General features: G+C 52.3%; 18 protein-coding genes, 1 pseudogene and 1 riboswitch. Of the genes and pseudogenes, 5 read left to right on the plus strand and 14 right to left on the minus strand.

Annotated elements, in window-relative coordinates; genetic code table 11:
- Entirely contained in the window at positions 1-846 is an 846-nt protein-coding gene (locus AC6I8X_RS24910) for a PRD domain-containing protein (RefSeq protein ID WP_313684368.1), read from the plus strand.
- Positions 795-2,981, plus strand: a complete 2,187-nt coding sequence (locus AC6I8X_RS24915; RefSeq protein ID WP_497841511.1) for a YopJ family acetyltransferase — start codon at positions 795-797, stop codon at positions 2,979-2,981. Before AC6I8X_RS24910 ends, AC6I8X_RS24915 begins: the two co-directional genes overlap by 52 nt.
- Before the next feature lie 86 nt (positions 2,982-3,067).
- Here AC6I8X_RS24915 and AC6I8X_RS24920 read toward each other — a convergent pair whose 3' ends face one another.
- Positions 3,068-4,366 (minus strand): MFS transporter, encoded by a 1,299-nt coding sequence (locus AC6I8X_RS24920; protein WP_313684372.1) that lies wholly within the window; start codon positions 4,364-4,366, stop codon positions 3,068-3,070.
- 294 nt (positions 4,367-4,660) lie between these two features.
- On the opposite strand from AC6I8X_RS24920, the gene fic reads away from it, so the two are divergent.
- Positions 4,661-5,737 carry a protein adenylyltransferase Fic gene (gene fic, locus AC6I8X_RS24925; RefSeq protein ID WP_497841512.1) on the plus strand — a complete coding sequence of 359 codons (1,077 nt, stop codon included), beginning with the start codon at positions 4,661-4,663 and terminating at the stop codon, positions 5,735-5,737.
- Here fic and AC6I8X_RS24930 read toward each other — a convergent pair.
- A pseudogene (locus AC6I8X_RS24930) lies at positions 5,731-5,820 on the minus strand (3-octaprenyl-4-hydroxybenzoate carboxy-lyase); the annotation flags it as partial. The gene fic and the pseudogene AC6I8X_RS24930 overlap by 7 nt on opposite strands.
- Positions 5,821-6,121: 301 nt before the next feature.
- On the opposite strand from AC6I8X_RS24930, the gene AC6I8X_RS24935 reads away from it, so the two are divergent.
- Positions 6,122-6,334, plus strand: coding sequence for a hypothetical protein (locus tag AC6I8X_RS24935; RefSeq protein WP_313684376.1), 213 nt, complete (start codon positions 6,122-6,124; stop codon positions 6,332-6,334).
- 190 nt (positions 6,335-6,524) lie between these two features.
- Here the strand turns inward: AC6I8X_RS24935 and AC6I8X_RS24940 are convergent, their stop codons facing one another.
- The 11 genes from AC6I8X_RS24940 to AC6I8X_RS24990 form a co-directional block, all read right to left on the minus strand.
- Complete coding sequence (locus AC6I8X_RS24940; RefSeq protein ID WP_497841513.1) at positions 6,525-7,286, minus strand: hypothetical protein; 762 nt, start codon at positions 7,284-7,286, stop codon at positions 6,525-6,527.
- 315 nt (positions 7,287-7,601) lie between these two features.
- Positions 7,602-8,909: an ATP-binding protein gene (locus tag AC6I8X_RS24945; RefSeq protein WP_497841514.1), complete on the minus strand. Its 1,308-nt coding sequence runs from the start codon at positions 8,907-8,909 to the stop codon at positions 7,602-7,604.
- On the minus strand, positions 8,906-9,637 hold the full coding sequence (locus tag AC6I8X_RS24950; RefSeq protein ID WP_497841515.1) for a response regulator: 732 nt from the start codon (positions 9,635-9,637) through the stop codon (positions 8,906-8,908). The genes AC6I8X_RS24945 and AC6I8X_RS24950 overlap by 4 nt, the downstream gene beginning before the upstream one ends.
- A 2-nt stretch (positions 9,638-9,639) precedes the next feature.
- Entirely contained in the window at positions 9,640-12,789 is a 3,150-nt protein-coding gene (locus AC6I8X_RS24955) for an efflux RND transporter permease subunit (RefSeq protein WP_497841516.1), read from the minus strand.
- The gene (locus AC6I8X_RS24960; RefSeq protein ID WP_497841517.1) at positions 12,782-13,837 is read right to left on the minus strand and encodes an efflux RND transporter periplasmic adaptor subunit; all 1,056 of its coding nucleotides are present in this window, start codon (positions 13,835-13,837) and stop codon (positions 12,782-12,784) included. The genes AC6I8X_RS24955 and AC6I8X_RS24960 overlap by 8 nt, the downstream gene beginning before the upstream one ends.
- A 38-nt stretch (positions 13,838-13,875) precedes the next feature.
- Positions 13,876-14,130 (minus strand): EF-hand domain-containing protein, encoded by a 255-nt coding sequence (locus AC6I8X_RS24965; protein ID WP_084879488.1) that lies wholly within the window; start codon positions 14,128-14,130, stop codon positions 13,876-13,878.
- A gap of 150 nt (positions 14,131-14,280) precedes the next feature.
- Positions 14,281-14,973, minus strand: coding sequence for a 2,3-bisphosphoglycerate-dependent phosphoglycerate mutase (locus AC6I8X_RS24970; protein WP_497841518.1), 693 nt, complete (start codon positions 14,971-14,973; stop codon positions 14,281-14,283).
- A 43-nt stretch (positions 14,974-15,016) separates the two neighbouring features.
- Positions 15,017-16,306, minus strand: coding sequence for a phosphopyruvate hydratase (gene eno / locus AC6I8X_RS24975; RefSeq protein WP_313689007.1), 1,290 nt, complete (start codon positions 16,304-16,306; stop codon positions 15,017-15,019).
- 16 nt (positions 16,307-16,322) lie between these two features.
- Entirely contained in the window at positions 16,323-16,748 is a 426-nt protein-coding gene (locus tag AC6I8X_RS24980; RefSeq protein ID WP_497841519.1) for a universal stress protein, read from the minus strand.
- A gap of 3 nt (positions 16,749-16,751) precedes the next feature.
- Entirely contained in the window at positions 16,752-17,654 is a 903-nt protein-coding gene (locus AC6I8X_RS24985) for a DHHA2 domain-containing protein (protein ID WP_497841520.1), read from the minus strand.
- Positions 17,655-17,731: 77 nt separating this feature from the next.
- A riboswitch (Fluoride riboswitch) is annotated at positions 17,732-17,801 on the minus strand.
- A gap of 86 nt (positions 17,802-17,887) precedes the next feature.
- Complete coding sequence (locus AC6I8X_RS24990; protein ID WP_497841521.1) at positions 17,888-18,484, minus strand: DUF2913 family protein; 597 nt, start codon at positions 18,482-18,484, stop codon at positions 17,888-17,890.
- 672 nt (positions 18,485-19,156) lie between these two features.
- Between AC6I8X_RS24990 and AC6I8X_RS24995 the strand changes: the two genes are divergently transcribed.
- A complete protein-coding gene (locus AC6I8X_RS24995; RefSeq protein ID WP_299453297.1) occupies positions 19,157-19,555 on the plus strand; it encodes an H-NS family histone-like protein in 399 nt (132 codons plus the stop codon).
- 58 nt (positions 19,556-19,613) lie between these two features.
- On the opposite strand, the gene trpA is transcribed toward AC6I8X_RS24995, so the two are convergent.
- A complete protein-coding gene (gene trpA / locus AC6I8X_RS25000) occupies positions 19,614-20,423 on the minus strand; it encodes a tryptophan synthase subunit alpha (RefSeq protein ID WP_497841522.1) in 810 nt (269 codons plus the stop codon).
- Between the last annotated feature and the right edge of the window lie 30 nt (positions 20,424-20,453).

The following is a 20,453-nucleotide window of genomic DNA, read 5'->3' on the forward strand; positions in this document are numbered from 1 at the left end:
ATGAAGGTCATTAAAGTCCTGAACAACAGCCTGGTGCTGACCGAAGATAGCGATGGCAAGGAAGCCATCGTGATGGGTAAAGGCATTGGTTTCAGTAGCCGCGTCGGCGACATGATCCCACGGGAAAAAGTCGAGAAGCTGTTTATGGTGCAGGAAAACCTGCCGGGCGCGGAATATCTCAATGCTTTTGCCGCCATGCCGGAAGAGGTTTTCCAGATGACGGCGCTGGTGATGCAGATGGCGCAGCAGGGGCTGAGCAACCCGCTGCGTCCACAAATTTTCTTTACTCTGACCGATCACCTGATGTTTGCCGTGGAACGCAGCCGCAAAGGCATCATGCTGCAAAACCGCGTGTTGTTTGAGGTCCAGCGCTTCTGGCCGGCGGAGTTCACGCTGGCGCAGCAGGTGGTGACCCGGCTGAACAGCCAGTTCCGGCTCGAACTGCCACCCGAGGAAGCGGGCAATATCGCTTTTCATCTGGTGAATGGTCAGTCAGAACACAGTGATACCAGCCAGACGCTGCTGGCGATGCGTATGCTCAAAGATATCTTCAATATTATTCAGTACCATGCCTATATCACCATCGACACCGGTTCTCTTAACTACTCCCGCTTTCTGATCCATATGCAGTTTTTTATTCAGCGTATGTTTGCCGGGCAGCTGAACCACAGCCAGGGCAATGCGCTGCTGCCGCAGATCATTCAGCAGCATCCGCGCATGCACCGCTGTGCGCTGGCGATCAATGATTATGTGAAAAAGATGCTGGAAGTTGGGATGACAGATGATGAGCTGTTATGGCTGATCGTCCATCTGGTGCGAATCGCCGAGCCACCCATGGAAGGATAAAGATGATGCATACGAATGCCACTACCCTGACACTCTCCCATTCTCCCGCCACCCAAGACTTCATTATTAATCAGCAGTATCTTTTCAAATCGGCGGTGTTAAAAGCGGTAAACTGCCAATGCTCTCCCGCCTCGTTAACGTTGCAGCACCGGCTACGTGAACATTTATATGCGATAAAAAATGGCCAGCCCACCCGCCAGGATGATTTCCTGCAGGATATCAGCGTAACCTTGCCACTACTGGTGCAGGCGGAAAATGGCCGCAACCCCGCGCTTAATCTCAGATTCTCTCCTGCTATCCGTCACTTTATTTCCAGCCTGCAACGTGACCATGAAGAGGTGAACCAGACAAGTAAGGCCGTCCATTGTCGCTATATTGTGGCTGCCGATGATGCCACTGACGCCAGGTCAACGGTTTCCCACGCGCAATTTATTGATGTCTCGCTAAAGCCGGGTGTGAATCCTTCGCTTATCGTCATTGATTCCTGCGATTCGCTCTCCACTTCATCCCAGCAAATGGTGGGGGAAATAGTATCTGGTTTATTTCGCGATCGTTTGATTCAGGTTCGGCGAGAAGATGGCCGTCTTGTTTGCACAAATATCAGTATGATCGGCGTGGGTGCACAAATGAAAAAGTGGGATTGCGTTCGTTTCGGCCTGGATTTTTCGCTTAAATCATATAAATATCGGGAGCTTTTTCAGGAATGGCATGATAGCCAGCATACTAAAAATGATACTGCGCCCTTTATTCCGCTATCAGACGAATTTTCCCCAGAAATTATCCAACATCCTTCTTCCATTTTGCCCATTGAATTTATTAAACATACACAGAGCAAAAAAATGCTGGAGGCCGTAGCGCAAAAAAGCTTTGATAACAATGCGGTGCAGATGCTTTTGCTACAAAAAACCAAATACCCTTCGGCCTATGTAACCGCCTCTCTGCCCGGAAAGATTAAGCGGCATTATGACACGGAGTTTTCACGTTCTTTAGCGTTCCGATATGCTGATTTGCACGCGCGCGCAATTTTAACGTTAAATGACAACGGTCAGCCATCCCGGATTAACAAAATCAACCGACCGTCCTTCCTGACTTATCAACGTTCTGACAGCACCACTCTGATCGCGTTAAAAAATCACTGGCATTTATCCGCCAATGATATGGATGCCGGACTTGCCCCCACGTGGGAAAGCTGGGAGCGTGACAGGAAGGTATTACCCGCGTTGATACGTAATGAAAATATCCGGCATCCTGATATCAATCTGAAATCATTGACATCCATCGCCGCGCTGCTGGCAGATATTCTGTACGCACATAACCACGCTCAGGAAACAGGCCAATTAATACATAATCGCTGTATCTTGTGGGCTCCGGTGACAAAGAAAAGTAATAGTCATCATTTCTATCTCGACATGGTCTTTTCCGCCGGTAAACCACCGTCACTTATGGTTGTCCAGAGCGCAGCTCATCTCGGAGGTGGCATTGTCGATGTCATTCACCAGCGCTTAAAACCCATGCTCAAGAGTTATCCCGCACTGACAGAGAGCCGCATTAGCGTCATCGGTGCTTTTGCGCAGAAAAGCCAGTGGGATTGTATTATTTATTGCCTGACGTTCGCCCGCACTGCCTGGCAGCATGCGGAATTTTTCCAGGCCTGCCATCGTCGTCAGCAAGCGGGTGAGCCGCCCTTCCCCCCATCATTACAGACCACCGTATCCGGGATGACCGATATCGCCGCATTTCTCAGTCAGCCAGAGCGAGAAATATACCTGAACAATCCCGCTAACTTCCTGACGAAATGGGTCGAACTCTCCAGGAAGTATGGTGTGGAGCTGTACTGGCCCAACGTGTTACCGGCAGATTTCTACCGGCACACTTCATCCGAAACAGTGCTCCAGCAGATATGGCGCACAATTCCCGCCTCAGAACAGGCACTGGCTGACAAGGTGCTGGGATGGATGGGGCAATCTGAGCCGAGAACCATCAATCAGCAATCCGAATGGTATAAGGCAAAATGCTACGAGCCCGGGGGCATCACCGAGATTCCAGCAAAATATCTCCCGGCTATCGAATATGCCCGCCTGAAACTGCTGGCGGAGACGTTGCGGCTGATGCAAAACCCGGCCAGGGACGCGTAGCGGCGCGATTTATCGCGCTATTTACAACGCTGCCTCAGCCAAAAGGCGCGCGATAAATCGCGCCGCTACGATCCGGTGAAAATGGTTCACCGGGTGGCTTCGGCTGGCTCATCTGGCACGTCATCGGTATTCACCATCGTCGCCTGAATCGCCTCCTCTTCCAGCACCGGGTTCAGGGCTGCACCAATCGGCGAGGTGGCGAGACTATCCGGCATCACCACATGCGGCAGTGGCACCTCGGTAGTCGGCACGGGCAGGACCTTAACCGGACGGTTCATCACCGCGATCAACAGCGCGCAGAACGTGAAAGACAGATACAGCACATGGCTGCCAAACGGCTGCATCAAGGCACCGACGGCCAGTGGTCCGATACTGGCCCCAATACCAAACGCCATCAGCAGACATGCGGTCAGTGACACGCGTCGTTCTGACATCACCTGGTCATTCGCCAGTGCCACCTGCAAAGGATAAAGCCCGAACTGCATCATACTGATAAAAAACGCCATGCCGAGCAGCAGTTGAAACGGCAGATTGAGTGGCAGGCCCAGCACCAGCGCCGACACGCCGTACAACAGCGCGATAAAAAACAGTAGGCGCTGACGATCAAAACGGTCTGACAGCCAACTGAGCGGAAACTGCGCCACCAGCCCGGCGAAAATACTCAGGCTCATAAACAGGCCGGTTTGTTCCGTGCTGAATCCCTGACTGCTGGCATACACTGGTGCCAGACCGTAAAACGCACCGATCGCCATGCCACTGACCACCGTGGTGGCCAGCAGACGCGGAATGGTGCGAATAAAATAGCCCAGTTCCATCGGTGCAGGCGACATCGCCCTGGCGTTGGTTCGTGTCGTCAGGGCAATCGGCACCAGGCACAACGCAAAGCACAGCGCGACAATCAGCAGCGTGCTGATGCCAAAACCGCTTTGCATCGCCAGGATCACCTGCCCACCACTCAGGCCAAGGTAGGTCGCCACCATATACAGGCCAAAAATCATGCCGCGCTGCGAGGACTCAGCCTGATCGTTGAGCCAGCTTTCCAGCACCATGTACTGGCACATCATACATAAACCAATAATCAGCCGCAGAAAGACCCAAAGCGGAATCAGATCAGTCAGGCCATGCGCAATCACTGAGGCGGTGATGATACCGGCACAGGTGACATAGCTGCGGATATGGCCGACGCGGGCAATCAGGTTGTGTCCGACTTTGCCGCCAATCACCAGCCCGACATAGTTCGCCGCGGTGATCGCCCCAATCAACGCACCGTTGACCTGCTCATGCGCCAGGCGCAGGGAAACGTAGGTGGTCAGCAGACCGGAACCGAGCAACATTAACAGGGTGGTGGCATAGAGCGGCAAAAAGGCGTTAATAACTTTTCTCATGTAACTCTCTGTAATGCTTATATCGTCTAAGGGATCATGCTCCATCATCAGCACCGTTTGATGCTGTAGCCGGTAAGAATAGCTGATCAATGCAGACAGGGGCGCTGATTCGGAATCCTGAGGATATATCGATAAAATCGGTTTTTTTAAACATGTCGTCGTAACATGTTTATGGCATCGACACGTTTTGGCGATATGTCGATAAAATCGATTTTTTTAAACATATGACCGTGACATGCTTATGGTATCGACATATTATGGCGATATGTCGATAAAATCGGTTTTTTTAAACATATGAGCTGGCTGCCAGAAATCCCCTACAATGAACTCCCTTTACTCCCTCCCGAGCTCGATCGCATTGAAACACGCGCAGTGCTCAAAGCCTGTATCAGTGCGCGCGCGGCCGTTGCAGAGCTGAAAACCGCCGGCGAATTGATCCCCGATCAGGGTTTACTGATCAATATCCTGCCCATCATGGAAGCAAAGGACTCTTCCCGCATCGAGAACATTGTGACCACCAGCGATCAGCTCTTCCAGTTTGCGGACCGCGCCGAACATGCCGATCCCGCCACGAAGGAAGCCCTGCGCTATCGCAGCGCATTGTTTGAGGGCTTTAGCCAACTGGCAACGCATCCGCTCTGTACCAATACCGCAGTATCGATTTGTACCCGGTTGCGCGCGGTGCAAACCGATATCCGCAAAACACCGGGTACGGTGTTACGTGACCAGAACCATGATGTGGTCTACACGCCGCCAGTCGGTGAATCCGCCATTCGTGATTTGCTGGCAAACTGGGAACGCTTCATACACGCCGAGGATGACATCGATCCGCTGGTGAAAATGGCGATTTCCCACTACCAGTTCGAATGCATTCATCCCTTTCCAGACGGGAACGGGCGTACAGGCCGTATCCTGAATATCCTCTACCTGATCCAGACTGAGCTACTGTCACTACCGATCCTCTATCTTTCCCGTTTCATCCTCGAAAGACGTGATGATTACTACACCTTGCTACGCAGCGTGACCGCGGAGGGCAACTGGGAAGCATGGATCCTCTTTATGCTGGAAGCCGTGGAAAACACCGCCCGATGGACAACCAAAAAAATCGCGATTGTACGTGGGCTTTTGGCCGACGCGACTGACTATGTCCGGGAAAAATTGCCTAAAATCTATACTCATGAATTACTTCAGGTTCTCTTTGCGCAACCCTATTGCCGCATTGAAAACCTGGTTGAACACGGCGTCGCAAAACGTCAGACGGCATCATCCTATCTGAAACAGTTGGTCGAAATCGGCGTGCTGGAAGAAATGAATGTCGGGCGTGAGAAGTTATATATCAACACCCGGTTGTTGCAGGAGCTGAATCAATAAGCACCCTGCCAACGGGTAAACAGATCCTGCGCTAGCGCGATATCAAACTGATCCAGCACGCGGTTGACAGTGTGATCCACAATAGAAGCTGATGGCCGCCAGGCCTGAGCATCAAAGTGGGACGCAGGAAAAACGCAGCGCAAGGAAATAAACGCCTGTTTCGGGAGACTCCGGATTTAACTGGCACGGGTTGCCTGGGCATTTGGATAGTTTTCGCTGCGACATTGTTCTGTTCACATTCTATCAACACCTCCTTTCGGTAAATTTAGGGCGGATTCATTTTGGTTGAAAACACCTGCGACTGATGGCTCAGCGCATCGGTAAGTGCCGCCGGGTTTTAATGGGTTCAGGCTAATCAAATGTTTTTACACAAAGGTGCAAACAATGAAAAAAGTGGTGTTTAATGCCCGCCCTAACCCGCCGGGAATCGCCAAAGCGATATTTGCGGTGATGTCCGCTGAAGGCTGGGCTTTGCAGGATGCCCAGATGGCTACTGAACCCGGCGTGATCGCTCACCTCGATGAGATCACGGCGGAAAAACTGCGGAAAGCGATCGAGGATGCGGCAGGTGATAAAGTCAGGATCGAAGATGAATAACAGCAAAATCCCGGAAATTTATTGAGCGTGATAAAAAATGCCCATAACGGATTGGGTTATGGGCAAAAAGGACTGGAATTCGACGTTTCTTTTTAAGAAAAATATTTAAAATATGGCAGGCAATTTTACACAACAGGAATAACCACTGTCGATGATACTTATTAGCCCCCTCCAATAGATAATTTAATATTTAACGATCAAACCCAAACTCATGATATAGCAGGGGACAGACATCACGAAACTCTTTGCCATCTTTAAGCTTTGCCTCTAGCAGGTCACTTTTCGGTTGAGACGGAAATACCGTTGTCTTAATACCTATATCTTTTGCTGCTTTCACTTCATCATAACCGATCCCGCCAGCGCCAAACGCCATGACTTCTCCTCCATATTTGTGTGCCGGATAAAGCATGGCCTGATATTCCCGATCACCATCAGTCAATTTTGTCTGCCATGATTTTTTAGGGTCAGGAACACGCACGATACCCACCTTAAAATCGGCCCTATCCTGTACCAAATCCTCTTCGGAGGCTAATTCAGAAACAATACCAATGCATTTGATGTGTTCCCTAAGAAAAGCATCCCCAGCCACGACATCATAAACGCCGCCTATGCCAACGCTGGTTCCCCCACATACCACAACTATCTGTTTTTCCTGATTATCGCGCACACATGCTTCCAGCGTTGATTTTACTTTTTTCATTTCCCCTTCAAAGTCTTCGTAACTCTGCCCGGAATAACCTATATAGATAGCGCAATAAATATCCTGAACACCTTCATTATCCCCCAACAATAAATTATCAATTTCATTTGTTGTTTCGTTCGGGGTTGGCAAACTACTTGCTAACAATTTTGCTGCGCTTTGATCGTAACATTTCGGTTTTTGAGATGATAAATCATTTGTGATTTGTGGAACTGAAATGTTAACAGCAGGATTTAAAGATATGGTCGTCATACAGCATTACTCTTCCCAGGTTAAAATTAAATGATCATAAATGTGTGTTTGTTATCAGAATAAGGCAACTGACAGTTATTTAATAATTCATTTCCAGACGAAATCATAGCTTAAAAAGTGATTTTTTTGATCAGGGGGGGATATCTCATAAAGGAGAGGTGAATCTCATATTCAGAGGCCTGTTTATCTCTCAGAATAGTATGTCCGGTGGAGCGATGATGGGAGCACGGAAAAGGCAACCAGTATCACCCGCTGCTCTGTTAATTAAACACCTTGCACGATAAATCGCGCCACTACGGATCGTGACAAAGAACGTTACACCAAAGGCAGCGTAACCCTCACCTCCAGCCCGCCGCCTGCCCGACGGTTGACGCTGAGATCGCCACCATGCTGCTGTGCAATCTGGCGGGCGATGGCAAGTCCCAGGCCGGAGCCGTTATGCCGGGCGGCAGTGCCTTTTCCGCGATGGAAAGGCTTGGTAATCAACAATACTTCTTCCTCTGTCACGCCGGGACCGCGATCGCGCACCGCAATGTTAGCGGCATTGTGTTCCCGCCAGCTGGCAACCTCTAATCCTGTCCGGCCATATTTGGCGGCGTTTTGCATCAGGTTGGTCAGCAGGCGCATCACGCTGACCGGACGGAACAGGAACACCGGCAGCGGGGCAAGGTTCAGGCTAAAGTTCTGTCCCAGTCCGGTAAAATCATGGACCAGTTCGGTAATCATCTGATTGATATCACCCGGCTGGGTCTGCTCAGCCGCGCTGCCACGGGCATAATCAATAAATTGCTGCAGAATGCTATCAACATCATCAAAATAACGGCCAAAATCATCCTGGGTAGATTTTCCCTGCCCGCTCATTGCCAGCGCCAGGCGTAGCTTGGTCAGTGGCGTGCGCAGGTCGTGAGAAATTCCGGCCAGCATCTGCGCCCGGGTATTCTCCATCTCGGCCAGACCAGCCAGCATGCGATTAAACGTCAGGCTGACCGTCTTGATTTCAGTCGGCCCTTCCGGCGATAAGGGACGCGGCCAGCCACCCTTGCCGACGTCAGCGGCAGCCCGCGCCAGTGATGTCAGTGGGCGGTTGATACGCCGTTGCAGGCCATAAGCGGTGAGCAAGGCCATCAGGGACAACATCACTGACAGCAAAATCGCGCTGATCAGGCTGGTAAGATGATTCGAAGGCTCCACGGCCAGCGCAACCCAGTACGGCTGCCCGGCGATTTTCACCTCCACCCATAATTTTTTTTCCGGTGCCTGCTCCCAGCGCAGCTGAATTCCCGCAGGAAGTTGCTGATGCAGGCCATCAAGAAAAACTTTCAGATAATAACGACGATAGAATCCGGCCAGGCCCAGCGTGGGTATTTCTATCGAGTGTCGCGGTGGCTGAGCAACGCCCTGCACCGCCTGCACATAACGATCACGATCCGTAGCCGGTACCGTTGCCAGCAGCTTATCGAGCATCACGATCTGCGAGGCAATCAGCGAAGCGGCGTCGTTGACCCGGGGCTTCTGGATAAAAACCAGAAACACCGTCAGCGTGGTGAATTGCGTCAATGTCACCAGCAAGATCAACAGGACGCTGTTACGTGCCAGCAGGGAGCGGGGCCAGAATGTTTTCACGTTTCGCTATCTGCGATCAGCATGTAACCCATGCCCCAGACGGTCTTCAGCCAGCGAGGCTCGGAAGGTTGCATTTCAAGTTGCTGGCGCAGGCGTAAAATTTGCACATCGACGCTTCTATCCAGCGCTTCATACTCACGTCCTCTGGCACGGTTCAGCAAATTTTCGCGGCTGATTGGCCGGTTGGGCGTGGTGGCTAACGCAATCAGCAAATTCATTTCGGCAGAATTCAGCGTCATCAGCTGATCTTCGCGATAAAGCGTTTGACGGGTGATATCCAGACGATAAGGGCCAAAACAGACTGCTCCCGAACCGATGGGCGTTGCGCCACGATGCAACTCCTGTCGCCGAAAGATCGCTTTAATACGAGCCACCAGCTCCTGCGGCAGGAAAGGCTTGGCAAGATAGTCATCAGCACCGGTTTCCAGACCAATCACCCGATCTATCGGGTCGCCGCGTGCGGTGAGCATCAGGATAGGCAGCGTATATTTCGCCGCGCGCAGACGGCGGCAGACGGACAGGCCATCTTCCGGTTCCATCATCAAATCCAGCACCAGCAAATCAAAAGGCTCACGTTGCAAATACCGGTCGAGCCGGGCGCTGTTTTCCGCCGTTCTGACTTCAAATCCCTGATCGCTTAAATAGCGTTGCAGCATGCTGCGCAGTTCATTTTCATCGTCCAGAACGAGGATTTTCTTCGCCTTATACTCGGTTTTTGCATCACTCATGGTCATTCACCCGATAAAGAGGGCTGATGAACAGGCTTGCGTCGCGCCTGCCACGCCTCTTGTGCACGTTGCAAAACGACATAAAAACAAGGGACTAACAGGATGGCAAGCAAAGTTGCTGACAACATCCCCGAGAAAACAGTAATCCCCAATGATTTTCTGGCACTGGCGCTGGCACCGCTGGAAAAGATCAGTGGTACTACGCCCAGGGTAAATGCCAGCGACGTCATGATAATCGGCCGGAAACGTGTTCTGGCCGCCGTCAGTGCCGCGTCAATGATGCTGCTCCCGGCCAGACGCTGCTGACGGGCATATTCGACAATCAGAATCGCATTCTTGGCGGAAAGCCCGGCCAGTAATAACACGCCAATCTGGGTATAAAGATTGTTAGCGATATTCAACGCTAACAATGTGATCGCCGTACCTGATAAAGCAAGTGGGACACCAAGGATTACGCTGATGGGCAACCAGTAGCTTTCATATTGTGCCGCCAGCACCAGATAAACCAGCAGCAGCGACATGGCGAAGGCAATATAAATACGGTTTCCAGCCACTTTTTCCTGATACGACATATCAGTCCACGACAGGCTGATGTCCGGCGGCAGGGTGGCTTTCGCCAGTGTCTCCACTGCCTGTATCGCCGCCCCGGTGCTGTAGCCCGGAGCGGGCATTCCGGTGAGCGTGGCAGCCGGGTTGAGGTTATATAAAGATGCAACAGCTGGCCCCTGGGTCGGAGTGAAACTGACCAGTGTCGCCAGCGAAACCGGCTCACCACTGGCATTTTTTACCGTCAGTGCAGAGATTTGCTGTTGCAGCAGACGCTGATCTGACTGCGCCTGCACATAAACTTTCACGCTATGGTTCTCGCGAGTGATTTGATTGACATAGCTGGCACCAAGATATTGTTGCATCGCATCAAAGGCATCACCAGGCGATACGCCCATCGCTGCCGCACGTGTTCTATCCAGCGTGACATTGATCTGCGGCACATCAGCACGCAGCGTGCTGAACATGCGCGACACTTGCGGCAGTGCCATCGCCTGCCGGGCAAAATTATCACTCACCTGCTGCAAATGCCGGTAATCACGTTGCCCGTCATTCTCGCTCAGAATCATCTGCATACCGCCACCGTTACCGACGCCCTGAATCGGCGGCGGCACAATCACCAGCGCGCTGGCATCGGGAATACCCGCCAGCTGTTTATTCAGATTGAGATAGATTGAACGCAGGTCCTGGTTTCTGCCACGCTGACTCCAGGGTTTCAGGGTGATGTAAATCAGCGCCGCGTTGGACAGGGACGCATTATTGTCGAGCGGTGACAGCCCGCCGATCACCACGACATGGTCTACCCCAGGCTGCTGATTCAGCAATCGTTCCACTCGCTGGGTAACGTTGGCGGTTTTTTCCAGCGAAACAGCGTCTGGCAGTTGCAGCGACACTAACAGATAACCCTGGTCTTCCAGCGGGATAAAGCCGGTCGGAATTCTGAGGAAGGCGACTAACGCCAGCACGATCACCACCATGCCACCGATAAGCGCCGCTTTGCTGTGCCGAATTAAACGGCGAACAGTGTTGAGATAAACGTTCTCGAGCCAGGCGAAAACCTGATTGAACTTCCGGTAAATCCAGGGTTTGGTTCCCGGCTTCACCGGTCGCAGCCACTGTGCGCTCTGCACCGGTTTCAGCGTCAGCGCATTAAGCGCGCTAAGCAAAGTGGTCACGGCAATCACCAGCGCAAACTGACGATACATCTGGCCGCTGAGGCCCGGTAAGAAACTGGCCGGGATATACACCGCCACCAGCACCAGCGTGATAGAAATGATGGGGGCCAGCAGCTGGCGCATGGCGCGCTGCGTCGCCTCGCGCGGCGCATATCCCTGTTCCATCTGATGACTCACGCCTTCGACCACCACGATCGCATCATCAACCACGATGCCGATCGCCAACACGATGGCAAACAACGTCAGCAGATTGATGGAAAAACCCATCAGGTAGATAGCCCCGAAGGTGCCAATAATCGTGACCGGTACCGTGGTGGCGGGTACCAGCACCGCGCGCCAGTTCTGCAAAAATGCCACGATCACCAGTAACACCAGCAGCCCGGCAATCAACAAGGTGCTGTAGACATCATCGACTGAACTCTTAATAAAGTTGGTGGTGTCGAACGGCAGTGAATAGTGCATACCTGCCGGCAGTTGCGCAGACAATTGTTGCATCTCAGCGGCGACCGCAGCGCCAACGTCCAGCGCGTTGGCATCCGGCAACTGTGAAATGGCTATCCCTGCCGCGGGTTTCCCGTCCATGGTGAAAAACTGCGCATAACTCGATGAACCCAGCACCGCATGGCCGACATCCTGTAAACGTACCAGCCTGCCACCATCCGCGGTGCTGCTTTTAATCACGATCTGATTGAACTGGCTGGCATCGCTCAGCAGGCCATTAACGTTGAGCGTCAGTTGCATCTGCTGGCCGCTGTTGACGGGCGGAGCGCCCAGCTGTCCGGCGCTGACGCTACGGTTTTGCGCTTTGATGGCGTTGATCACGTCATCCGGTACCAGACCATATTGCTGCATGCGCGCCGCATCCAGCCAGATACGAATGCTGTAATTACCGGTGCCAAACACCGTGACATCGCCCACGCCAGGTATGCGCGCCAGCGAGTCGCGCAGATGATTGGTGGCGTAGTTGCTCAAAAACAATGTGTCCTGAGCCGGGTCGGTCGATTGCAGGCTATACAACTGCAAAATGGCCGTCGATCTTTTTCGCACCGTCACCCCCTGCTGCTGCACCGCATCGGGCAACTGGGAGAGCGCAGCCTGCACACGGTTTTGCACCAGGATCTGGGCCTGGTCGCTGTCGGTGCCGATGGCAAAGGTGATATTCAGGGTATAAGTGCCATCGTTACCGGTGGTCGATTTCATATACAACATGTGCTCGACACCGTTCACCTGCTGTTCGATAGGAAACGCCACCTGATCCTGCAATGTCTGCGCATTGGCACCGGGATAGTGCGTCACCACCTGCACCGTCGGCGGCGTAATGGGGGGATACTGCGATATCGGTAACGCCCATAAAGCCACAGCGCCGAGGATCAGGATAATCAATGACAGCACATTGGCGAAAACTGGTCGGTCGAGAAAGAACTTAATCATGCTGGCTTTGCGCCTCGTTGCTGACCTTCACCTTTTTCCCCACCAAATCCGGGCGAGCAAAGGTCAGGACGCGTTGTGTGGCGTCATTTGCGCTAAGTAAAATGACATGCTCACCACTACCGGGAGCCGTTTTAACGCTAAGGCGGCTGACCGTGCCATCCGCAGAAACCGGGAAAACACTGTCGCCCTGTACCGCCGTGGCCGGCAGCTGCAGCTGGCTCACCGGCGCTGCCGCATGCAAAGTGACCTGGACAAACATTCCCGGCAGCAGATTAACGGGCGGCTGATGCAGGGTCGCACGCAGGGTGATATTGCCGCTGGCGCTGTCGAGCTGGTTATCGACAAAATCGATGGTGGTATGCAGCGGCTCACTCAGTCCGGGAATGGTGACATCCACCGGCTGCTGTCCGACAGCAGCGCTGCGTGCGGCGATAATGCCGAAACGCGTCGCGTCTGACTGATTCAGGCTGAAAGTGACATACAGCGGGTCGATTTTATTCAGCGTGGCTAACAGGGTATTACCGCTGGTCCCTACCAGATTACCCACATCGACAGTGCGCCGCCCGATGCGCCCGGTAAAGGGGGCAGTAATACGCGTATAACCGAGATTAATTTGCGCGATATCCCGCTGCGCCAGCGCCTGATCTCTGGCGGTTTGTGCGTCCTGCAACGCGGACAGGGAGATAACGTGTGACGGATAAAGAGCCTGGTCGCGGTCGGTTTCACGCTGGGCATTCACCAGCGCGGCCTGATCCGAATTAAGCTGTGCCTGTAAAGCAGCCGGGTCTAGCGTAAATAACACCTGTCCGGCCTGCACCAGGTCGCCGTCTTTAAAATTAACCGATTGCAGCGTCGCTGCGACGCGCGCTGTAATCTGTACCTGCTCTGAAGCACTCAGAGTGCCGGTGACGGTGGTTGACGAGTCAAACGTAAGTTTTTGCGGCGTGCTCACCGACACCGCAGGAACCGGCTGCGGGAGAGCATTTTGCTGGGGTTTACAACCCGCCAGTACACAGCCTGCCAGCAGCAGCCCAAACCGGCACGTCACACTCAGTGTCCTCATGGATAGCGCGTTCATCGGGTTGATTATTTTTTCGCAGCCATAAATGCACTGAGCTGCGAGAAGGTGATATAGCCTTTTTTCGCTGTATCTATTTCCGCAAAATGCTGAGCGACACGTGGCATACCCGCCTGCGCTTCTGCCAGCGTCAATTTGCCATCATGATTGGTATTTGCAGCATTGAAACGATCCTGTACTCGCTGCATAAATGCACCGGTCGGCGCTGCGCTGGCAGCACTGATAAAGACGAAACCTGCAACCAGCACCAGAAACTTTTTCATTTATTACCTCGATTTACCGTTAATGAGAGCGAAGGGGGAAAAGCACAACTTCACGGGAAAAAGGATATAGAAAAGCCAGGCAGGAAGGGTTTCTGAATTGTTCCAGACTTATGTCATCGCATGTCATGAAGCAACTGACCGGATACCCGGTCAGGTCAGGACGCGCTGCGTCACCACATTGGCGGTGCTGTCCATGGAGTAGACGATCGGCACCCCGGTTGGCACATGCAATCGGGTAATCGCCTCGTCACTGAGTTTTTCGAGGAAGGTCATCAGCGCGCGGAGTGAATTGGCATGCGCCACAATTAACACCGTTTTACCGGCCCGTAACTCAGGCACCACCACCTGTTGCCAGTACGGAAGCACCCGATGCAGGGTCATAAACAAACTCTCTCCCGCAGGCAAGTCATGCAGGGCAATGTGTCGATAGCGGGGATCGGTCTGTAGCCTGGCGGGCGCCTCTTCATCCACCGGTGGAACGCCGTGCAACGTTCTGCGCCAGCGGAAGACATTCTCTTCACCCAATGTATCGACGGTTGCGGCTTTATTCAGTCCCTGCAACGCTCCGTAGTGTCGTTCATTAAGGCGCCAGGTTTTGTCCACCGGCAACCATGCGCGGTCCAGCTGATCCAGCACACGCCAGGAGGTATGGATGCAGCGGGTCATCACCGAACTGCAAACAAAGTCAGGCATCAGTGATGCCTTCCTGATTAGCGCGCCCGCCCGCTCAGCCTCCAGATAACCCTGTGGCGTCAGCGGCACGTCTGTCCAGCCGGTATAACGATTTTCAAGGTTCCACTGACTTTCGCCATGACGTAATAAAATAAGCGTCGATGTATGCATGCTTTATCCCATAAAGGGCCGGGCCGTGAAGCCCGGCCTGTAATCAGGCGCGGCGGATAAACGCCCCCAGCCCGGCGTATTGAGCGTCCTGTCCAAGTTCCTGCTCGATACGCATCAGCTGATTATATTTTTCAACCCGCTCTCCCCGGCAAGGCGCGCCGGTTTTGAGATGTCCGGCCCGCAGCGCGACGGTCATATCCGCAATAAACGTATCGGTGGTTTCGCCACTTCGATGCGATATGAACGCCCCCCAGCCATGACGCTGGCACAGCGCTACGGCATCGAATGTCTCGCTCAACGTGCCTATCTGATTAAGCTTGATAAGTGCTGCGCTGGCGAGGTTTTCCTGTATCCCACGCTGGATGTATTTCACGTTGGTCACAAACAAATCATCGCCAACCAGTTCTGCCCGGCTTCCCAGCTGTTGATGGAGATATTTCCAGCCGCTCCAGTCATCCTCGGCCAGACCGTCTTCCAGCAACACAATCGGAAATTGATCCAGCAGCTCGCTATAATACGCCGTCATTTCTCTGGCGCTCAGCGCGGCATTTTCCGTTCGCAGATGATATTGGCCATCACGGTAAAACTCACTCGATGCTGGATCAATACAAATACTGATATCTTCACCGGGCCGGTAACCCGCTTTCTCAATGGCCTGAACGATCAATGCCAGCGGCTCACGATTTGACGACACCGCTGGGGCAAAACCTCCCTCGTCACCTACTCCAACGGAAAGGTTTTTTTCCAGCAGCAACTGACGGAGGGCCTGATACACTTCACTGCCCTGACGCACCGCCTCCTTCAGACTCGCAGCACCATGCGGGGCTATCATAAATTCCTGAAAGTCAGCGCCTTGTCCTCTGGCATGGACACCCCCGTTGATGATGTTCATGCAGGGAACCGGCAACAGATTAGCACGTAGCCCGCCCAGATAACGATACAGCGGCTGACGCGTCGCCAGCGCTGCCAGCCTGGCAACGGCCAGCGATGCGCCGAGAATGGCATTGGCCCCTAACCGGCTTTTGTTTTCTGTCCCGTCCAGTTCGAGCATGACGTTATCAATGGCACGCTGTTCACGCACATCAATATCGGCTACTGCTGCACTGATCTCTTCGCAAACAGCCAGCACCGCATCCTGCACGCCTTTTCCACCATAACGCGTGTGATCGCCGTCCCGTCGTTCGTGGGCTTCGCGGGTTCCGGTACTGGCCCCCGAAGGGACGGAGGCTCTGGCCATCAGCCCATCAGTGGTAAATGCCTCGACCTCAACGGTCGGATTACCGCGTGAATCGAGAATTTCACGCGCAGTCATTCTGTCGATGTTAAAACTCATGTTTCTCTCCTGCGGTTCAGCTACGGGTGTGCTTGATAAGTACATCGACCGTCAAATGGTTGATGTATTCCAGTGAGCGTGAGGCCAGTAACCCCATGAAACGATTGCGGTGTCCGGCAATCACCAGGTCGATACCCCGCTCTTTGATGCATTGATCCACATCCTCGAATCGGTTGATGGTTACCAGCTCGCAGGTATCAACCACCACCGGCGCGGCCTTAACCAGTTCACTCAACCATGATTTCACCCTGATAATGTCTTGCGAAACTTTGTCATCCATGACGCTGTCAGATACGTAATTCATTTCGCGATAGTCTTCGCTGATATGTGCCAGCGTGATTTTCATTCCCGTCTGCTGTGCCAGCACAGCAGCATGATTCAGCAGCAACGCGCCATCCTGCTGGTCGTGAACCAGCACCAGTGCATGGGTATAAAATTTCATGCTTCACCCCCGGCTTTGTTCAAGATGATGATGAAGCCAGGGCAACAGCTGTTTTTTCCTGCTGAGCATCCCCGGAAGTGAGCAGGGCCCGACATCTTTCAGTGCCGGACCGGCAAAATAGAGCGTGGAAAAATTGTCGGTGATATCCGTCATCATCAGCACACCCAGCCCAGCCCCGGACTCTGTGACCTGATGCTGCAATTCCTCACAAAGCGCGGTAATCAGATGAGAAACCTGAGACTGATTCATCACTTCGATCTGCGAAATGCGAACATCCGTACCCGCGATCACGAACGCTTTGAGGTCCTTCTCAAGCAGGTGCTGGGGTGACAGTCCGGCAAGGTCGGTTTTCGCGCTCAATAAATGACGACCGAAGGTTTTACGGTTGATGCCAGTTCGAACGCAGATCTGGGTAACGGTGCGAATATCCTCTTCCGTCGTCGTTGGCGACTTCAGATTCACGGTGTCGCTGAGGATGGCCCCCAGTAGCAGAATGGCGTGTGATGAGGCCAGACTGTTACGATCGGCTTCATCCATCAGTAACCAGAGCACGGTAGCGCTGCTCCCTACCGGCTTTATCCACACTTCTGGCGGCAGCTGGGTGACCAAACCGCCGAGCCGGTGGTGATCGATAATGCCGATAACGTTGCTTTGAGCCAGATCATCCGGCCCCTGAGCTGGCTCGGTGAAATCGACCAGCCAGACATCCTTGCCTGCCAGGGGAAGCGTAAGTCGTTCCGGCAGAGGCAAGCCTGCTTCAGCGAAAATAAAATGCGTTTCCCGATTGGCCGCACCCGCACGCCATGCGTGAGCGGGACGATGTTGCCGGTTTAACCAGTGAGCGGTAACCACTGCCGTACAGATGGCATCACTGTCAGGATTGATATGGCCTGTAACATGTATCAAAAGAGTATCCCCGCAGCAGGAAGTATGCGGGCTGGGTGAATTCTGAACAGCCTGACATACCTCTCAAGTCATTAAGAGTCATATCAGGCGTCATCAGCCCCGAGCGGGGCGGTTGTGGGAAGGTGGAACGCCATCACCTTTGAGGCCAGTCTAGAACAGGTGAATTTATTTGTCAGCCGATTCGTTGACTGTTGCGACAGCGTTCGCGGCTAACCACTGGATTGATAACATAATTATGAGTGGGTCATCAGCTGGAAAAGAAAAGGCGTTTGCGTTTCCTGGCAAACTTCGCTGCGCCAGCCGCTACGATGCAGTATTTTTTCCAGACCCGCGACATTGCCGGTTAGCCGTGCCATCAGTGGCGCAATCTGTCCACCGTCAGCATTGAAGGAAACGTCCAGTCCGGATCGTGACAGATATATCGCGTCGAGTTCGCCGTTGGTGACCACCGTATTACGCCCTGACCATTCTCTGTCGCTGAGCACCCGATAGACCCATTGCATTTGTTTTGCGGTTTCAATGGCGTAGGTCAGACGGAACAGGTCGTTCTGCTGGGACAATTCTCCCGTACAGGAGCGCCATAGATAATCGAGTTTGTGTCGCAGTTTTGCAGCGGGTCCAAATGCCCGGCCCTGTTTCAACAACCACTGGATATCACTGGCAACTTCACGGGGAAAACGATGTTGCTTTAGCGCAGTGGCCAGCCAGCGCGTCAGGAAAACATTTTCCTGTGATTCCGAGCTGACCAACCCATCATGTCTCGCCAGTTCAAGAGCGATCAGTGCGCACCATGCCAGATGCCCGGTTTTTTCGGTTAAGGATTGCGTCATCACCGCAACATCTCCTTGTAATCCATGATTATTCCGTTGAGAGTTAGTGAAGTACAACTCACCTAAAATGTAAATAGCTTGTATCTAATTTGTTGCTCTTGGGCCGTTTACCCCCCTGCAGATAGCAGGTTAAAAAGGGATCTTTGTTGCACCTGTCCATTATTTTCATTCTGGCGTCAGGTTATCCTCCAGCATCATAATCGAGCTGCTTTGCATTTTATTTTCGGGCAGACCCGGCGGCGCTAATAACCTGCCCATGAACTTTTGGACACAACAGGTGTAAGAAGGCAAGCACAAAACCGGCCTGAAATTATCGTCAATATGCTGCCGAACTGAACTATAGTTCAACTTGCCCTAAAGGAAAGATGTATTTGCAATTACGTGATCGGATTTGAAACGTAGTAGAAAAGCGTAAGGATAAATTAAGAATTGTACCGATACCCCTGGCAAGTTTCTGAGTAAAGTAAATAATTCATCATGGTGATGAGCACATTTATCATAAAAACCCTCGCTGCCTCCCAAAAATAACCCCCAACATCATTATTTTTATAGTCAACGTTAAGTTTCCCCTTTTCCATAGTGACGCGTGAGTATATACTCATTTCACAGACTTATTTTAAATCTTAGATTCGTCATACTTTACTCGTTCAACGACACCGTTTGGAGATTTCCATGAGTGATTCACTTAAGGCGCTAAATAACATTCGTACACTGCGTGCGCAGGCACGTGAACTGGCTCTGGCCGATCTGGAAGAAATGCTTGAGAAGTTCAGCGTTGTTGTTTCAGAACGTCGTGAAGAAAGCCATGCGGAAGAAGCTGCTGTTCGTGAGAAAGCAGAGAAGCTGGCTAAATATCGTGAGTTGCTGCTGGAAGACGGTATCGACCCGACTGAATTACTGGGTTCCCTGCAGGGCGCAGGTAAACCACGTGCGAAACGTGCTCCACGTCCGGCTAAGTATAAATATATTGAAGACGGTCAGGAAAAACACTGGACTGGCCAGGGTCGTACCCCTGCGGTCATTAAAGCTGCGATCGAAAGCGGTAAATCTCTGGATGACTTCCTGATTTAATCCTAAGGATTTTCAGTAAGTTAAAAACCACACGGTGGTTTCACACCGCGTGGTTTTTCTATTGGTTACGTGTTGCCTCTTTCATCGATCTCACAAAAGAATAGAGTTCACTCAGCATCGCGTCTGGCGCATTAATGTTGCGTTCTATTATTTTTACTACCGCAGAACCAGATATAACACCCGCAATACCACTTTTCATCACTTCTCTGATTTGTGATGGCATTGATATGCCAAAACCTAACATTGCCGGTGGGGCATTAAAGCGCCTGAGCGATTCAAGGATATGTGGTGAAGGCAGACCCGCCTTATTTTCAACGCTGGTCACACCGGCACGTGAAAGCAGATAAGTATAACCTCCGCCATATCCTGATACTTCTTCTAAGGTAGTCATGTCAGCATTAGGTGGCGCAAAGAATACCGTGGAAATGCCACAGCGCTCAGCGGCTTCACGAAAATCTTTTGATTCCTCAACCGGAACATCGCCAATCAACACAGAATCCACACCAGCCTGTGCACATCTTTTATAAAAATGGCTGATGCCGTTAGTGAACACCAGATTGGCATACATCAGCAGGCCGATCGGTATATGTGGATGGCAAGTGCGAAGACGAGTAAGAATTTCAAAACATCTATCGGGTGTTACTCCGGCCTGTAATGCCCGAATCGCTGAAGCCTGGATAACCGGGCCATCGGCTAACGGGTCAGAAAAAGGAATGCCCAACTCGACAGCGTCTGCACCAGCATTGATCAATGTCTGTATAATTTCAAATGACAGCTCAGGATTGGGATCCCCAAGGGTGACATAGGGAACAAAAGCCCCTTCTTTATTCTGCTCCAGGCGATCAAACATAATTTTATAGCGATCCATCTACATACTCCTTTAAGGGTGAAAACCGGT

Source organism: Pantoea sp. X-Soil-TKNS-1280 (genome assembly GCF_059730475.1).

Bases quoted from the DNA above. Each gene is read 5' to 3' on its own strand.
- AC6I8X_RS24990 (WP_497841521.1), bottom strand. From the start codon at position 18,484: ATGACGCAATCCTTAACCGAAAAAACCGGGCATCTGGCATGGTGCGCA.
- AC6I8X_RS24915 (WP_497841511.1), top strand. From the start codon at position 795: ATGGCTGATCGTCCATCTGGTGCGAATCGCCGAGCCACCCATGGAAGG.
- AC6I8X_RS24910 (WP_313684368.1), top strand. From the start codon at position 1: ATGAAGGTCATTAAAGTCCTGAACAACAGCCTGGTGCTGACCGAAGAT.
- AC6I8X_RS24980 (WP_497841519.1), bottom strand. From the start codon at position 16,748: ATGAAATTTTATACCCATGCACTGGTGCTGGTTCACGACCAGCAGGAT.
- AC6I8X_RS24995 (WP_299453297.1), top strand. From the start codon at position 19,157: ATGAGTGATTCACTTAAGGCGCTAAATAACATTCGTACACTGCGTGCG.
- trpA (WP_497841522.1), bottom strand. From the start codon at position 20,423: ATGGATCGCTATAAAATTATGTTTGATCGCCTGGAGCAGAATAAAGAA.
- AC6I8X_RS24970 (WP_497841518.1), bottom strand. From the start codon at position 14,973: ATGCATACATCGACGCTTATTTTATTACGTCATGGCGAAAGTCAGTGG.
- eno (WP_313689007.1), bottom strand. From the start codon at position 16,306: ATGAGTTTTAACATCGACAGAATGACTGCGCGTGAAATTCTCGATTCA.
- AC6I8X_RS24935 (WP_313684376.1), top strand. From the start codon at position 6,122: ATGAAAAAAGTGGTGTTTAATGCCCGCCCTAACCCGCCGGGAATCGCC.
- fic (WP_497841512.1), top strand. From the start codon at position 4,661: ATGAGCTGGCTGCCAGAAATCCCCTACAATGAACTCCCTTTACTCCCT.
- AC6I8X_RS24965 (WP_084879488.1), bottom strand. From the start codon at position 14,130: ATGAAAAAGTTTCTGGTGCTGGTTGCAGGTTTCGTCTTTATCAGTGCT.
- AC6I8X_RS24920 (WP_313684372.1), bottom strand. From the start codon at position 4,366: ATGAGAAAAGTTATTAACGCCTTTTTGCCGCTCTATGCCACCACCCTG.
- AC6I8X_RS24940 (WP_497841513.1), bottom strand. From the start codon at position 7,286: ATGACGACCATATCTTTAAATCCTGCTGTTAACATTTCAGTTCCACAA.
- AC6I8X_RS24955 (WP_497841516.1), bottom strand. From the start codon at position 12,789: ATGATTAAGTTCTTTCTCGACCGACCAGTTTTCGCCAATGTGCTGTCA.
- AC6I8X_RS24950 (WP_497841515.1), bottom strand. From the start codon at position 9,637: ATGAGTGATGCAAAAACCGAGTATAAGGCGAAGAAAATCCTCGTTCTG.